11 protein-coding genes are annotated in these 14,312 nt (G+C 60.7%); 3 read left to right on the top strand and 8 right to left on the bottom strand.

The genetic code is table 11. The annotated features are described in order from the left end of the window. Positions 1 to 75 precede the first annotated feature (75 nt). Both PseAD21_RS14375 and PseAD21_RS14370 read right to left on the bottom strand, forming a co-directional pair. Entirely contained in the window at positions 76 to 783 is a 708-nt protein-coding gene (locus PseAD21_RS14375) for a PolC-type DNA polymerase III (protein WP_102356267.1), read from the bottom strand. Continuing rightward, positions 780 to 2,714 carry a putative nucleotidyltransferase substrate binding domain-containing protein gene (locus tag PseAD21_RS14370; RefSeq protein WP_305886537.1) on the bottom strand — a complete coding sequence of 645 codons (1,935 nt, stop codon included), beginning with the start codon at positions 2,712 to 2,714 and terminating at the stop codon, positions 780 to 782. The genes PseAD21_RS14375 and PseAD21_RS14370 overlap by 4 nt, the downstream gene beginning before the upstream one ends. A 259-nt stretch (positions 2,715 to 2,973) precedes the next feature. Between PseAD21_RS14370 and PseAD21_RS14365 the strand changes: the two genes are divergently transcribed. Next, the gene (locus tag PseAD21_RS14365) at positions 2,974 to 3,420 is read left to right on the top strand and encodes a response regulator (RefSeq protein WP_102356265.1); all 447 of its coding nucleotides are present in this window, start codon (positions 2,974 to 2,976) and stop codon (positions 3,418 to 3,420) included. A 218-nt stretch (positions 3,421 to 3,638) separates the two neighbouring features. On the opposite strand, the gene PseAD21_RS14360 is transcribed toward PseAD21_RS14365, so the two are convergent. Beyond that, on the bottom strand, positions 3,639 to 5,816 hold the full coding sequence (locus PseAD21_RS14360) for a malate synthase G (RefSeq protein ID WP_102356264.1): 2,178 nt from the start codon (positions 5,814 to 5,816) through the stop codon (positions 3,639 to 3,641). Positions 5,817 to 6,464: 648 nt separating this feature from the next. Between PseAD21_RS14360 and PseAD21_RS14355 the strand changes: the two genes are divergently transcribed. Then, positions 6,465 to 6,983, top strand: coding sequence for a glycine cleavage system protein R (locus PseAD21_RS14355; protein WP_007966538.1), 519 nt, complete (start codon positions 6,465 to 6,467; stop codon positions 6,981 to 6,983). Between the two features lie 223 nt (positions 6,984 to 7,206). On the opposite strand, the gene rarD is transcribed toward PseAD21_RS14355, so the two are convergent. The 5 genes from rarD to PseAD21_RS14325 form a co-directional block, all read right to left on the bottom strand. Continuing rightward, a complete protein-coding gene (gene rarD, locus PseAD21_RS14350; RefSeq protein WP_102356263.1) occupies positions 7,207 to 8,094 on the bottom strand; it encodes an EamA family transporter RarD in 888 nt (295 codons plus the stop codon). Positions 8,095 to 8,290: 196 nt separating this feature from the next. Continuing rightward, positions 8,291 to 9,265, bottom strand: coding sequence for a serine/threonine protein kinase (locus tag PseAD21_RS14340; protein WP_025108581.1), 975 nt, complete (start codon positions 9,263 to 9,265; stop codon positions 8,291 to 8,293). Positions 9,266 to 9,431: 166 nt separating this feature from the next. Continuing rightward, the gene (locus PseAD21_RS14335) at positions 9,432 to 11,333 is read right to left on the bottom strand and encodes a PhoX family phosphatase (protein ID WP_102356261.1); all 1,902 of its coding nucleotides are present in this window, start codon (positions 11,331 to 11,333) and stop codon (positions 9,432 to 9,434) included. A 71-nt stretch (positions 11,334 to 11,404) separates the two neighbouring features. Next, entirely contained in the window at positions 11,405 to 12,169 is a 765-nt protein-coding gene (locus PseAD21_RS14330; RefSeq protein WP_102356260.1) for a TOBE domain-containing protein, read from the bottom strand. A gap of 187 nt (positions 12,170 to 12,356) precedes the next feature. After that, positions 12,357 to 13,091, bottom strand: coding sequence for a ComF family protein (locus tag PseAD21_RS14325; RefSeq protein WP_102356259.1), 735 nt, complete (start codon positions 13,089 to 13,091; stop codon positions 12,357 to 12,359). A 91-nt stretch (positions 13,092 to 13,182) separates the two neighbouring features. On the opposite strand from PseAD21_RS14325, the gene bioB reads away from it, so the two are divergent. After that, complete coding sequence (gene bioB / locus PseAD21_RS14320) at positions 13,183 to 14,238, top strand: biotin synthase BioB (RefSeq protein ID WP_102356258.1); 1,056 nt, start codon at positions 13,183 to 13,185, stop codon at positions 14,236 to 14,238. Positions 14,239 to 14,312 lie beyond the last annotated feature (74 nt).

The raw sequence follows: 14,312 nt of genomic DNA, 5'->3' as shown, positions 1-14,312 counted from the left end.
GTCCCTCCTCCTCCCTTCAAGTCCTACCATACAAGCGGGCTTGCTCGCGAAGGGGCCGGAACCGGCACCGAAAATCTAGAAGGACGGCGCCTGCTGACGACGCTTCCACTGACTCAAACGCTGCTGCAGATTCAACGGACTGTGAATCTGCTGCTGCCGCGCCCGGCTGAACAGAATCAACGCCAGCTCCGCCGTCGCCTGCGCGTCGGCACTCGCGTTGTGCCGCTCGAACACTTCGAGCCGGAACCAGTCGATCCACTCATCCAGCCCGGCCTCGCGGATATTCGCCTGCGGGCACAGCAGCGGCGCCATGTCCGCGACATCCAGAAACACATTTTGCAGCTTGTAGCCCAGGTGTTCCTTCAGCGCGCGCCCGAGCATGTGCTGATCGAAGGGCGCATGAAACGCCAGCACCGGGCTGTCACCGATGAACTCCATGAGCTCCAGCAGCGCCTCGGCCGGGTCGCTGCCGGCGGCAATCGCATTCGGCCCCAGGCCATGAATCAACACGCTCGGGCCGAGCTTCAGCTCCCGACATTGCAGAGTGCGTTCGAACTGCTGGCTGAAGTCGATCGCGCCGTCTGCGATGACCACGGCGCCAATCGACAGCACGCGATCCTTGTTCAGGTTCAGCCCGGTGGTTTCCAGATCCAGCACTACCCAGCGTTGTTGGCGCAGGCTGCATTCGCGCAGTTCGCTGATCGCTGGCAGCTGTGCCAGACGCTGTTGCAGGTCTGCCGACAGCAGAGGACTGGCCGGTCGCAGCCACGAGAACAGGCTCATAGCTGATACCGCAAGGCCAGGCTGCTTTGCAGGCGCTGGGCCTGGCGCAGGGATTCACGCAGGATGCGTCGGTCCAGATGATTGAGGCTGTCGGGGTCGACCCGATTCGACCAGGGCAGGTTCTCGCGGGTCTGGATCTGGTGTTGCTGCATGCGCGTCTGCTGGATGAAGTGATAAGCCTCTTCATACGCCGCGCCATCGAGCCGTTCGATGACTTCTTTTTCGACCAGCTGACGCAAGCGCTCCAGGGTGTTGTTGGTTTCGATGCCATGCGCCAGTGCCAACAGGCGTGCGCCGTCGACGAAGGGTGTCAGGCCCTGGACCTTGAGGTCGAGGGTGGCTTTCTCGCCGTTCTTGCGCGCCAGCACAAACTCGCGAAAACGCCCCACCGGCGGACGATTGCGCAGGGCGTTCTCGGCCATCATGCGCTGGAACAAACGGTTGTCGCCGACCTGATCGAGGATTCCCCGGCGCAACTGCGCGCAACCTTTCTCATCGCCCCAGACCACCCGCAGGTCGAAATAGATGCTCGAACCGAGCAGGTTCTCCGGCGTGGCCTCGCGAATGAACGCCGCAAAGCGCCGCGCCCATTCCGCCCGGGACAGGCACAGCTCGGGGTTGCCGGCCATGATGTTGCCTTTGCACAGGCTGAAGCCGCACTGCGCCAGGCTCTGGTTGATCTGCTGCGCGATGGGCAGCAGCTTGCCGCGAATCTGCGCCGCATGCGCCGCGTCCCGGGCTTCGAAAAGTATGCCGTTGTCCTGATCGGTGTGCAGGGCCTGCTCGCGCCGGCCCTCGCTGCCGAAGCACAGCCAGCTGAACGGCACGCCGGGGTCGCCTTTTTCGGCGAGGGTCAGTTCGATTACCCGACACACGGTGTGGTCGTTGAGCAGGGTGATGATGTGAGTGATCTGCGTCGAAGACGCACCGTGAGCCAGCATGCGCTCAACCAGTTGGCCGATCTCGCCACGCAGGCTCACCAGTTGCTCGACGCGCTGGGCGCTGCGGATGGTCCGGGCCAGATGCACCAGGTCGACCCGTTGCAGGGAAAACAGATCGCGCTCGGATACCACGCCACACAGGCGCTGATCCTTGACCAGGCAGACGTGGGCGATGTGCCGTTCGGTCATGGCAATCGCCGCGTCGAAGGCACTGTGATCCGGCGAGAGATAAAACGGTGCGCGGATCATATGCCGCTCGATGGTTTCACTGAAATCGCCGCTGCCATTGGCGACTACTTCGCGTAGATCACGCAGGGTGAAAATTCCCAGCGGCGCCTTGTGTGCATCCACCGCAACGATGCTGCCGACCTGCTGTTCGTGCATCAGCTTCACTGCTTCGCGCAGTGGCGTGTCGGGGCTGCAGGTCACCGGATGGCGCATCGCCAATTCGCCCAGGCGGGTGTTGAGCGAATACTGGGTGCCGAGGGTTTCCACGGCTTTTTGCTGGACTTGCTGGTTGACCTGATCGAGCAGGCTGCTGACCCCGCGCAAGGCGAAATCGCGAAAGCTGTTGGACAGGGCGAACAGTTTGATGAACGCCGGTTTGTTCAGTTGCAGGCAGAAGGTGTCTTCGCTCGCCAGATGCTCGGTGCGGGTTGCCCGTTCGCCAATTAGCGCGGCCAACGGGAAGCATTCGCCGGTGGTGATCTCGAAGGTGGTTTCGGTGCCGGGCTTGGTGATGTGCTGACGTTCGCCGACCACGCGGCCCTGTTTGACGATGTAGAAGTGTTCGACCGGCCCGTCGGCGGGCTTGATGATGCTTTCGCCCTGGCCGTAGAAACGCAGCTGACATTGCTCCACCAGATAAGCCAGGTGGGCGTGTTCCATCTGATTGAAGGGCGGGAAGCGCTGGAGGAATTGCAGGGTACCCTGAATGTTCTGCAACACCGCGGTTTTCCCTGCCTGGGTGAAGGCGTCCGCTTTACTCATAACCATTACCGCAGTCTTTTTTGAATTGTTGTTGTCGGATCGTTGCAGCCATGGTCGGCCCCTGCGCGCAGGGTGCCCATTGGACGTAAGTCTAGGTTTGCGCTGCCGTTGGGCACATTTGGGAATTGCCCTACAAAAACAGTCGGAAATTCTGCCGTCAGCCTCTTGGAAAAATATCCGACGAAGTGCACATTGAAGCTCTGCTTAGCGATGTCTGACGACTATGCCAGGTGATTGATTTGAAAACGTAGAGAACGCCATGTCCGACCACGATATTTTGAGCGACGCCGAGCGAGAAGCGCTCAGCGCTGTCATGCTCGAACCCGACCTGCCGCCGCAGCGTGTACTGATCGTTGATGACGACAAGGACGCCCGGGAGCTGTTGTCGGAGATTCTCGCGTTGGACGGGATTCGCTGCATGACCGCCGCCAGCGGCGAAACCGCGCTGAAGATGCTCGACGAAAAACCTTCGATCGGGCTGGTGATCACTGATCTGCGCATGGGCCATGTCGATGGCCTCGAGCTGATCCGCCAGGTACGCGAGTCGGTCAGGGCGGCGCTGCCGATCATCATCGTTTCGGGCGATGCGGATGTGAAGGACGCCATTGCGGCGATGCATCTGAGCGTGGTGGATTTTCTGCTCAAGCCGGTTGATACGGGCAAGTTGCTCGAACTGGTCAAATACGAATTGGGCATCGAACCCTGACTTTCAAGCACCACCGAAAAACGGTGGGAGCGGGCTTGCTCGCGAATGCAGACTGACATTCAACATTAATGTCGACAGACAAGACACCTTCGTCGGAACGCCGCCCGGAGCAAGCCCGCTCCCACAATGGTTCTCCAGTGGTTGTCAGATTTTATCGGCCAATGAAAAAGCCCTGATCGAAAGATCAGGGCTTTTTCATGTCCGGCAATCAGCGCAGGTTACAGGCCGTTGGCCTTCTTGAACTCGCGACGACGACGGTGCAGGACCGGCTCGGTGTAGCCGTTCGGCTGTTTGGTGCCTTCGATCACCAGTTCGACCGCTGCCTGGAAGGCGATGTTGCTGTCGAAGTTCGGTGCCAGCGGACGGTACAGCGGGTCGTTGGCGTTCTGACGGTCGACCACCGGCGCCATGCGCTTGAGGCTTTCCATCACTTGCGCTTCGGTGACGATACCGTGGCGCAGCCAGTTGGCGATGTGCTGGCTGGAGATACGCAGCGTGGCACGGTCTTCCATCAGGCCGACGTCGTTGATGTCCGGCACTTTCGAACAACCCACGCCCTGGTCGATCCAGCGCACTACGTAACCGAGAATGCCCTGGGCGTTGTTGTCCAGTTCGTTCTTGATCTGCTCAGGCGTCCAGCTTGGCTTGACCGCCAGCGGGATGGTCAGGATGTCGTCCACCGAGGCGCGGGCACGCTTGGCCAGTTCGGCCTGACGAGCGAACACGTCGACCTTGTGGTAGTGCAGCGCGTGCAGCGCAGCAGCCGTTGGCGACGGTACCCAGGCGGTGTTGGCGCCAGCCAGCGGGTGAGCGATTTTCTGCTCAAGCATCGCCGCCATCAGATCCGGCATCGCCCACATGCCTTTACCGATTTGCGCACGACCTTGCAGGCCGGTGCTCAGACCGATATCGACGTTCCAGTTCTCGTAGGCGCCGATCCATTTCTCAGCCTTCATGTCGGCCTTGCGCACCATCGGGCCGGCTTCCATGGAGGTGTGGATTTCGTCGCCGGTGCGGTCGAGGAAACCGGTGTTGATGAACACCACGCGCTCGCTGGCAGCCTTGATGCAGGCTTTGAGGTTGACCGTGGTGCGGCGCTCCTCGTCCATGATCCCGACTTTCAGCGTGTTGCGCTTCAAGCCCAGCACGTCTTCGATGCGACCGAACAGCTCGTTGGTGAACGCCGCTTCTTCAGGGCCGTGCATCTTCGGTTTAACGATGTAGACCGAACCGGTGCGGGTGTTGCGACGCGAGGTGTTGCCGTTGAGGTTGTGCATCGCCGCGAGGCAAGTCACCAGACCGTCGAGAATGCCTTCCGGCACTTCGTTACCGTGTTTGTCGAGGATCGCGTCGATGGTCATCAGATGGCCAACGTTACGCACGAACAGCAGCGAACGGCCGTGCAGGGTCACCTCGCCACCCTTCGGCGCGGTGTAGGTGCGATCCGGGTTCATGGTGCGGGTGAAGGTCTGGCCGCCCTTGGACACGGATTCCGCCAGGTCGCCCTTCATCAGGCCGAGCCAGTTGCGGTAGATCACTACTTTGTCGTCGGCATCGACGGCGGCCACGGAGTCTTCGCAGTCCATGATGGTGGTCAGCGCCGCTTCCATCAGGATGTCTTTGACGCCGGCAGCGTCGGTCTGGCCAACCGGAGTGGTGGCGTCGATCTGGATTTCGAAGTGCAGACCGTTGTGTTTCAGCAGGATCGCGATTGGCGCGTCTGCCGGGCCCTGAAAGCCGATCAGTTGCGCGTCGTTGCGCAGGCCGGTGTTGCTGCCGCCCTTGAGGGAGACCAGTAGTTTGCCGTCAACGATCTTGTAAGCGGTGGAGTCGACGTGGGAGCCGGCGGCCAATGGTGCGGCTTCGTCGAGGAAGGCACGGGCGAAGGCGATGACTTTGTCGCCACGTACCTTGTTGTAGCCTTTGCCTTTTTCCGCGCCACCGTCTTCGCTGATTGCGTCGGTGCCGTAGAGGGCGTCGTACAGCGAACCCCAGCGGGCGTTCGAAGCATTGAGAGCGAAGCGGGCGTTCATCACCGGTACAACGAGTTGCGGGCCGGCGGTACGGGCGATTTCATCATCAACGTTTTGCGTCGTTGCCTGGAAGTCAGCCGCTTCTGGCAGCAGATAACCGATTTCTTGCAGGAAGGCTTTATAGGCCACGGCGTCGTGCGCCTGACCGTGGCGTTCCTGATGCCAGGCGTCTATACGAGCCTGGAAGTCATCGCGTTTGGCGAGTAGGGCTTTGTTCTTCGGTGCCAGGTCATGAATGACCTTGTCGGCACCTTCCCAGAATTTGTCGGCGGTGAGGCCGGTACCGGGAATGGCTTCGTTGTTCACGAAGTCGAACAGGACTTTGGCGACCTGCAGGCCACCGACTTGAACGTGTTCAGTCATTGCTTGCCTCACTCTGCTCAGCTATTTCGCTTTTCAGCTCTTCAATTTAACAATGAAGCCTCTGGCCATTTAAACCACAAACCTTCCGACCAGTACATGCCATTGCTGGCGGCTGGGCTGGGACCAATCAACGGCTTGGGGGCCTTGCTGACGGGGCTTTCAAGGTTGCGAACGTGCCTTGGGCAGACATCGATCCAGCGTTATGTAGTGCGCGCTGCGGCATACTACATGATGAGTTGCGCTTGTGAAAATCAGACTAATTACGTCGTTCTGCGACCTCATGACGCATTGCGGTCACGTCGCGGAACGGGATGTTCTCAAAAAACCAGCAGATTGTTCCAGCTAAATATAAAAAGTTGTACACATAAATACTTTCTGCCTGCTATGGCATCCCCCTGCGGAGCACACTTCTGTGGCGAGGGGATTTATCCCCGATGGGTGGCGAAGCCACCCCCTGCGCGCTGACAGGTAGACTGAGCTGACAGGGTTTACGGCTGCTGCGCAACCGATCGGGGATAAATCCCCTCGCCACAGGTTGCTTCCAAAACCCAGACACAGGTCATCCGCAAAAAATGCTGCCCGGGCTGAATCAAACCCCTTGCCTATACTTGCCTTTCTATAACAAAAGTCATGACAAGAGGCTGCGCCATGGACCATCTCGTACTCACTGTCTTTGCCCCGGACAAGCCCGGGCAGGTCGAGCGCATTGCCCAATGCATCGCCGAGCACGGTGGCAACTGGCTGGAAAGCCGCATGTCACGGATGGCCGGGCAGTTCGCCGGGATTCTGCGGGTGGGTGTACCGGCGGAGGCTTACGACGAATTAGTCGATTCCTTACAAGCACTGTCGGCGCAGGGTATTCGCGTGTTGATTGCCGAAAGCGGCATCGAGCAATCCTGCACCTGGAAACCGATCGCCATGGAACTGGTGGGCAATGATCGCCCGGGGATCGTGCGCGACATCACCCGCCTGCTCAGCGAGCAGGGGGTGAACCTCGAACGGCTGGTGACCGAAGTGCGGCCGGCGCCGATGAGCAGCGAGCCGTTGTTCCACGCCGAAGCGATTCTCGCGGTGCCGCTGACCCTGTCGCTGGACGTGTTGCAGTCGCGCCTGGAAACCCTGGCCGATGATCTGATGGTCGAACTGGTGTTACGCACAGACGTTTAACCGGCGCCCGGGTTATCCAGATTTAACGTGCACCTGCCTGTGGATAACCTGTAGAGACCGGGCGCAACGCCACGCTGGTCGGGGCTTTCCGGGAACTGATCAAAAAACCGCCAGCATTCAGTGACTTGCGCACAAACGGCGTGGATCACGCTGTGGATAACCTTGGGAAGGAATGTTGCAGGCCACGAGAACCGTGGCTTGCAAAGCTTTGTGCGTTTTTTGATCAGCTGCGCCGACGCAAACTGATCACTGCATCGATGCTATAAACCGCCAGACCGGCCCAGATGAAGATGAACGCGATCAGGGTGCTCGACGACAAATGCTCGCCGAACAGCAACACTGCCTGCAGCAGCACCAAGGTCGGCGCCAGGTATTGCAGGAAGCCGATGGTGGTGTAGGGCAAGTGTCGGGTCGCAGCGTTGAAGCATACCAGCGGCACCAGCGTCACCGGGCCGGCCGCCACCAGCCACCAGGCTTGCGAGGTGGTCCAGAATTCGGGTTGGGCACTGGTGGCTGTCTGGTTGAACAACAGCCAGGCCACGGCGATTGGCACCAGCATCCAGGTTTCCACCACCAGCCCCGGCAAGGCTTTGACCGGTGCCTGTTTACGGATCAGCCCGTAGAAACCAAAGGTCAGCGCCAGCACCAGCGACACCCACGGCAGACTGCCGACCTGCCACACCTGCTGCGCCACACCGACGGCTGCCAGCCCCACCGCGACCCACTGCATGCGCCGCAAACGCTCGCCGAGAATCAACATCCCCAACAGCACGTTGACCAGCGGGTTGATGTAGTAGCCGAGGCTCGCTTCGAGCATGCGCCCGTTGTTCACCGACCACACATAGGTCAGCCAGTTCGCCGCAATCAAGGTGCCGCTAAGTGCCAGGATCGCCAGGCGCTTGGGATTGTCGAGCAACTCGCGCAACCAGCCGGGATGCTTCCACACCATCAGCAGCAAGGCGCCGAACAGCGCCGACCACAACACCCGATGGATGATGATCTCGACAGCCGGGACTTCGGCGATGGCTTTGAAGTAGATCGGGAACAGGCCCCAGATGATGTAGGCACTCAGGCCCAGAATGTACCCGCGACGCGGGTTGGCGGCTTGCATGCAGAATCCTTGCTTAGACAGCTGACAAAGCAGGGATTGTAAGGAGATTTGTTGGCCAATGAGTTCTGAAATTGTGAGCACGGGACAAAATTGTGGGAGGGGGCTTGCTCCCGAAGGCGGTGTGTCAGCCAACATTTATGTTGAATGTCAGTCCGTCTTCGGGAGCAAGCCCCCTCCCACATGGATTTGCGGGTAATCAGAAGAGTTTCAGTGGCTCTTCGTTTAGCGCTGACAGCTGTTCGCGCAACGCCAGCACCTGATCACCCCAATAACGTTCGGTACCAAACCACGGAAAGCTGTGCGGGAACGCCGGATCGTCCCAGCGCCGGGCCAGCCAGGCGCTGTAGTGCATCAGCCGGAGGGCGCGCAGCGGTTCGATCAGTGCCAGCTCGCGCGGGTCGAAGTCGTGGAATTCGTTGTAGCCGTCCATCAGTTCCGACAGTTGCCCGAGGCACTCCTGACGGTCGCCCGCCAGCATCATCCAGATGTCCTGCACCGCCGGGCCCATACGGCAGTCGTCGAGGTCGACGATGTGGAACATCTCGTCGCGGCACATCATGTTGCCGGGGTGGCAGTCGCCGTGCATGCGGATGTTCTGATGCGGGGTATTGGCGTAGGCGTCTTCCACGCGCTTAAGCAGATCGCGGGCGACGGACTCATAGGCCGGCAGCAGGCTTTTGGGAATGAAGTTGCCTTCGAGCAAGGTGTTCAGCGAGGCGTGACCGAAGTTCTGCACGGCGAGCGCTTCACGGTGTTCGAACGGCTTGGTCGCGCCGACTGCGTGGATGCGGCCGAGCAACTGGCCCAGGCGATACAGCTGATCGAGATTGCCCGGCTCCGGCGCACGGCCGCCGCGACGGGGAAACAGGGTGAAACGGAAACCGGCGTGTTCGTGCAGGGTCTGGCCGTTGTGGATCAGCGGCGCCACCACGGGAATCTCGACGTCGGCCAGCTCGAAGGTGAATTGGTGCTCTTCGAGGATGGCCTCGTTGGTCCAGCGCTGCGGGCGGTAGAACTTGGCGATCAGCGGTTCGGAGTCTTCGATGCCGACCTGATAGACACGGTTTTCGTAGCTGTTGAGCGCCAGAATGCGCGCATCACTCAGGAAGCCGATGCTTTCGACGGCATCGAGTACGAGATCGGGTGTGAGGGTTTCAAACGGGTGGGCCATGCTGACTCCTGCGCGCGGCAGGCTGCCGCGTCCGGCCCAGCATGGTAGCGCAGATGGCAGTGGGAGAGTTGGTTGGTGTCTGTGCTGACGCCATCGCGAGCAGGCTCACTCCTACAAGGAAACGCGTTCCAACTGTAGGAGTGAGCCTGCTCGCGATGAGGGCCAATCAGGCGCCGACTATTCCGCCGTCTTCACGGGTGATCGCCATCACCGAAGACCGCGGCTTGCCGTTCGGCAGATGCTCAGGGAAGGTGGAGCCACCGTTTTCGCCCGGATGCTGAATCCCGACAAACAGGGTTTTCTGATCCGGCGAGAAGCTGATCCCGGTGACTTCACAGCCAATCGGCCCGACCATGAATCGACGAATTTCACCGGTCTTGGGGTCAGCGCAGAGCATCTGGTTGTTGCCCATTCCGGCAAAGTCCCCGGCGTTGCTCGAATCACCGTCGGTGAGAATCCACAGGCGTCCGGCCTTGTCGAAACCTAGACCGTCCGGGCTGTTGAACATGTTTTGCGCAGTGATGTTCGACGAGCCACCCTTCGGCGTGCCGGCATGTACACCCGGATTTCCGGCGACCACGAACAGGTCCCAGGCGAAGGTCTTCGACGCGTGATCGTCGCGCTCGGTGCGCCAGCGCAGGATCTGCCCGTAGACGTTCTTCGCGCGCGGATTCGGCCCGCCCACCGGTTGCCCGTCTTCGCCGCGTTTGGCGTTGTTGGTCAGGGTGCAATAAACCTGGCCGTCCTTCGGACTGACCACGATCCACTCCGGGCGATCCATGCGCGTGGCGCCGACCACACTGGCGGCAAGGCGCGCGTGGATCAGCACTTCGGCCTGATCGGCGAAACCGCTGCTGGCGTCGATGCCGTTCTTGCCGTGGGTCAGTTCGATCCACTGGCCCTGGCCTTTCGGATGATCGGGGTTGCTGTCGCCGTTATCGAACTTCGCCACGTACAGGGTGCCGTGGTCGAGGATGTCGCGGTTGGCTTTCGGGTTGCGATGGTTGATGCGGTCGCGGCTGACGAATTTGTAGATGAACTCGCCACGCTCGTCGTCGCCCATGTACACCACGGCGCGACCATCATCGGTCTCGGCCAGCGCGGCGTTTTCATGTTTGAAGCGGCCCAGCGCGGTGCGCTTGACCGGGGTCGATTGCGGATCGAACGGATCGATCTCGACCACCCAGCCGTGACGGTTGAGTTCGTTGGGGTTCTTGGCCATGTCGAAACGCGGGTCGAACGGGTGCCAGTTGATCTCGCGGCTGGCGGCCGACACGCCGTAGCGCTTCTGCGCCGGGTCGAACTGTTGCTGGGCGTTGCTGCTGCCGAAGCAGTCGGTGAAGTTCTCTTCGCAGGTCAGATAAGTGCCCCACGGCGTCTTGCCGTTGGCGCAGTTCTGGAAGGTACCGAGGACTTTCTTGCCGTGTTTGTCGGCGGCAGTTTTCATCAGGTCGTGGCCGGCGGCCGGGCCGCTGATGCGCAGCGGCGAGTTGCCGTGAATCCGGCGGTTGTAACGCGAGCCCTGGACGAACTGCCACTGGCCATTCTTGCGCTGCACTTCGATCACCGACACGCCTTCGCAGGCCAACGCCTTGCGCACGTCTTCGGCCGATTGCGGCATGCCGCCGTGCGGGTAGAGGTAGCGGTAGTTGGTGTATTCGTTGTTGATCGCCATCAACGCGCGGTTTCCGTCGTCGGGGAAGGCGAACAGGCTCATGCCGTCGTTGTTGTCACCGAACTGCACTTCCTGTGCGGCGGCGGTGCCATTGCCGCTCGGGTCGAAGGCCGGACCGTTCTTGTGCAGCGGTTGGCCCCAACTGATCAGTACCGAGGACTTGTAGCCCTTCGGCAGGCTGATGACGTCGGTGGTCGCGGCGGCAATGCTCTCGAAACCGAGCAGGCGGCTGTTGCCGGCGCTGATGCTTGAGGCCAGCGCGCTGCGGCTGAGCAGGTTGCCGCCGAGGAACATGGCGGCGCCGCACAGCGCGCCGGCGCTGATGAAACCGCGACGGCTGAGGCCGACCATCTTTTCCAGATCAGTGGATTGGTTTTCTTCTAATAGGCTCACATCAGGCTCCCTGCTTGGTTTTGGCAGCAACCTTAATGGGGGGCGATGAAGCTTTTGTTGCAGAACGTCCGTTATAGCGGTGCGCCGATCAGCACATTGGACGGCGAGAACTGCACCTGGACCGGTTGCTGGATATTCAGCCCGCGAGTGCGAAGCTGCAGCGGCTCTGCCAGAGCGCACAGCGTCTGGCCGTTGGGCAGAGCGATGCGCACTTCGCTGGGGCCGTCCTCGGCATCGAGAATGGCTTCGATGATGCCGCTCAGAAGATTGTGTCCAGATGTTGCTGCTTGATCCGCCGCCAGCAACTCAAGCCAACCGGCCTTGATCAGTGCCACTACTTCGGTGCCCGGTTGCAGCTCCAGGTGCACGGTGCTGTCGTGGGTGATCTGCGCATCGATGCACAGGCCTTCGGCCAGTTCGAGGCGGATCAGGTCATTGCGTCCCGCGCCTTCGATGGCCACGACCTTGCCGTGCAACTGGTTGCGGGCGCTGGTGCGCAGCATCAGCCGACCGAGCAGATCGAGGTCGCTGGCGTCTTCGGCGGCCTCCAGGACCTGCGCCTGCAAGGCTTGCAGCTTTTGATACAGACGCAACACCCGTTCGCCTTCGCTGGACAGCTTGGCGCCACCGCCACCCTTGCCGCCAACCGCGCGCTCCACCAGTGGTTTCTGCGCCAGGTTGTTCAGCTCATCGATCGCATCCCAGGCCGCCTTGTAACTCAGCCCGGCGCTTTTCGCGGCGCGGGTGATCGAGCCCTGCTCGGCAATGTGTTGCAGCAAAGCAATGCGCTGCGGACGGCGGACGATGTGCTGGGACAACAGGGAGGGCAGGGACATGAAGTGGGCGCTTTTTAACGGTGGCGGTGAGGAGTGAAGTTGGCCGCTTGCGGCGCATCAGTCAAGCCAAACACAGTTCCCTTGTAGGAGTGAGCCTGCTCGCGATAGCGGTGGATCAGTCGGCATCTATGTTGACAGTGAAGGCGCCATCGCGAGCAGGCTAACTCCTACAAGGGGGGTGCCGATTTCAGCTTCCGGGTTTCGGTGTGCGGGCCAGGCAATACACATCAATTCTCGCCGCCCCTGCATCCCTCAGCAGTCGCGCCAGAGCCTGGGCCGTGGCGCCGGTGGTCAGTACGTCATCGATCAACGCGATATGCCGACCGTTCACATCCGCATCGGGCGCCATAGCGAAGGCGTTACGCAAGTTGCGCTTGCGCGCCTTGGCGTCGAGGTCCTGCTGAGCGCTGGTGTCATGTATCCGCCGTAGAACATGTTCCTCAAAAGGCAGCTCAAGCTGTTTGCTCAACCATCGCGCCAGCATCGCCGCTTGATTGAAGCCTCGTTGACGCAAGCGCTTGTTCGACAACGGCACGGGCAACAACACGTCGGGGCGTGGCAGTCCCTCATCGAAGCGATGTTGCAGGTATTGTCCGGCAACGTCGGCGAGCAGGTGACCAAACGGCCATTTTGCGTTGTGTTTAAAACGCGTAATCAGACTGTCCACCGGGAAGTCATAACGCCACGGTGCAATGACCTGCTCGAAGGCCGGAGGCTCTAGCAGGCACTCGCCGCAAGTCAGGCCTGTGTCGGGCAGCGGCAGCGCGCAGCTCTGGCAGTGGTCGCCGAGCCAGGGCAATTCGGTTTCGCAGGCGACGCAGATTGGCATTTCTGCTTCTGCGGGCTCATCACACAGCAAGCAGGTCTGTACGTTTTTTAAACAGATGTAAACCTGTTGTTCGTGTCGTGGTTGACAGCGCATGGCTCTTCCTTAAATATGCCGAACATCCGTGTCGCGCCTGTGGGTATTCCATTCCCGCAGCCGCCAGCCAAGCATAACCAAGGAACTGCCCATGAGCGCCAGCACCTCTGCCACCCTGCGTCACGACTGGTCTTTAGCCGAAGTCAAAGCCCTCTTCGTACAGCCATTCAACGACTTGCTGTTCCAGGCACAGACGGTGCACCGCGCGCATTTCAACGCCAACCGCGTGCAGGTTTCGACCCTGCTGTCGATCAAGACCGGTGCCTGCCCGGAAGACTGCAAGTACTGTCCGCAGTCCGGTCACTACAACACCGGCCTGGAAAAAGAAAAACTGATGGAAGTGCAGAAGGTCCTCGAAGAGGCTGCCCGCGCCAAAGCCATCGGCTCCACGCGTTTCTGCATGGGGGCTGCGTGGAAACACCCGTCGGCCAAAGACATGCCGTATGTGCTGAAGATGGTTGAAGGCGTCAAGGCCATGGGCCTGGAAACCTGCATGACCCTCGGCCGTCTCGACCAGGAGCAGACTGCAGCGCTGGCCGAGGCCGGCCTGGATTACTACAACCACAACCTCGACACCTCGCCCGAGTTCTACGGCAGCATCATCACCACCCGCACCTACAGCGAGCGCCTGCAGACCCTGGCCTACGTGCGTGAGTCGGGGATGAAGATCTGCTCCGGTGGCATCCTCGGCATGGGCGAGTCGCTCGATGACCGCGCCAATCTGTTGATTCAACTGGCCAACCTGCCGGAGCATCCGGAGTCGGTTCCGATCAACATGCTGGTGAAAGTCGCCGGCACTCCGTTGGAGAGCGCTGATGACGTCGACCCGTTCGACTTCATCCGCATGCTCGCGGTAGCGCGCATCCTCATGCCGCAATCCCACGTGCGCCTGTCTGCCGGCCGCGAAGCGATGAACGAGCAGATGCAGGCGCTGGCGTTCTTCGCCGGTGCCAACTCGATTTTCTACGGCGACAAACTGCTGACCACCGCCAACCCGCAGGCCGACAAGGACATGCAACTGTTCGCCCGTCTGGGCATTCAGCCGGAAGCGCGCGAAGAGCATTCCGATGAAGTGCATCAGGCCGCGATCGAGCAGGCGCTGGTGGAGCAGAAGAGCGGCGAGCAGTTCTATAACGCCGCCGTCTGAACAAAGCTTGAAATGCAAAACCCCTGTAGGAGTGAGCCTGCTCGCGATAGCGGCCTGACATTCACCATTTATGT

This window comes from Pseudomonas sp. AD21, assembly GCF_002878485.1.
Taxonomy (GTDB): domain Bacteria; phylum Pseudomonadota; class Gammaproteobacteria; order Pseudomonadales; family Pseudomonadaceae; genus Aquipseudomonas.
This window is presented reverse-complemented; position numbering and strand designations above follow the sequence as displayed.

Excerpts from the sequence above, each read along its gene's own strand:
- PseAD21_RS14370 (WP_305886537.1), bottom strand. The coding sequence starts at position 2,714 with ATGAGTAAAGCGGACGCCTTCACCCAGGCAGGGAAAACCGCGGTGTTG.
- PseAD21_RS14330 (WP_102356260.1), bottom strand. The coding sequence starts at position 12,169 with ATGTCCCTGCCCTCCCTGTTGTCCCAGCACATCGTCCGCCGTCCGCAG.
- PseAD21_RS14360 (WP_102356264.1), bottom strand. The coding sequence starts at position 5,816 with ATGACTGAACACGTTCAAGTCGGTGGCCTGCAGGTCGCCAAAGTCCTG.
- PseAD21_RS14355 (WP_007966538.1), top strand. The coding sequence starts at position 6,465 with ATGGACCATCTCGTACTCACTGTCTTTGCCCCGGACAAGCCCGGGCAG.
- PseAD21_RS14325 (WP_102356259.1), bottom strand. The coding sequence starts at position 13,091 with ATGCGCTGTCAACCACGACACGAACAACAGGTTTACATCTGTTTAAAA.
- bioB (WP_102356258.1), top strand. The coding sequence starts at position 13,183 with ATGAGCGCCAGCACCTCTGCCACCCTGCGTCACGACTGGTCTTTAGCC.
- PseAD21_RS14340 (WP_025108581.1), bottom strand. The coding sequence starts at position 9,265 with ATGGCCCACCCGTTTGAAACCCTCACACCCGATCTCGTACTCGATGCC.
- rarD (WP_102356263.1), bottom strand. The coding sequence starts at position 8,094 with ATGCAAGCCGCCAACCCGCGTCGCGGGTACATTCTGGGCCTGAGTGCC.
- PseAD21_RS14375 (WP_102356267.1), bottom strand. The coding sequence starts at position 783 with ATGAGCCTGTTCTCGTGGCTGCGACCGGCCAGTCCTCTGCTGTCGGCA.
- PseAD21_RS14365 (WP_102356265.1), top strand. The coding sequence starts at position 2,974 with ATGTCCGACCACGATATTTTGAGCGACGCCGAGCGAGAAGCGCTCAGC.